The sequence below is a fragment of the Methylobacterium sp. D54C genome, assembly GCF_053345595.1.
Genome location: NZ_JBKFAK010000127.1, coordinates 1 through 396 on the forward strand (window position 1 = coordinate 1; position 396 = coordinate 396).

The 396-nt window shown below is 71.2% G+C and carries 1 pseudogene; it reads right to left on the reverse strand.

From position 1 onward, the window contains the following. Positions 1 to 396: pseudogene (locus ACLBYB_RS32815) on the reverse strand (1-deoxy-D-xylulose-5-phosphate synthase); the annotation flags it as partial.

The following is a 396-nucleotide window of genomic DNA, read 5'->3' on the forward strand; positions in this document are numbered from 1 at the left end:
TGTCGTGCGCGTGGGCGGTCGCCACCATGTGCACCAGCTCGGCCTCGTCGGAGGCCGCCATCACGGTCATGTTCGGCAGGCAGCACAGGTAGGCGAGGTCGAACGCGCCCGCGTGCGTCGCCCCGTCCGCGCCGACCAGCCCCGCCCGGTCCAGGCAGAACCGCACGGGCAGGTTCTGCAGCGCCACGTCGTGCACCACCTGGTCGTAGGCCCGCTGCAGGAAGGTCGAGTAGATCGCCACGAACGGCCGGTAGCCCTCGGTGGCCAGACCGCCCGCGAACGTCACCGCGTGCTGCTCGGCGATGCCGACGTCGAAGGTCTTGTCCGGGTGCGCCTTGCCGAACAGGTCGATGCCGGTGCCCCCCGGCATCGCCGCGGTGATCGCCACGACCTTGT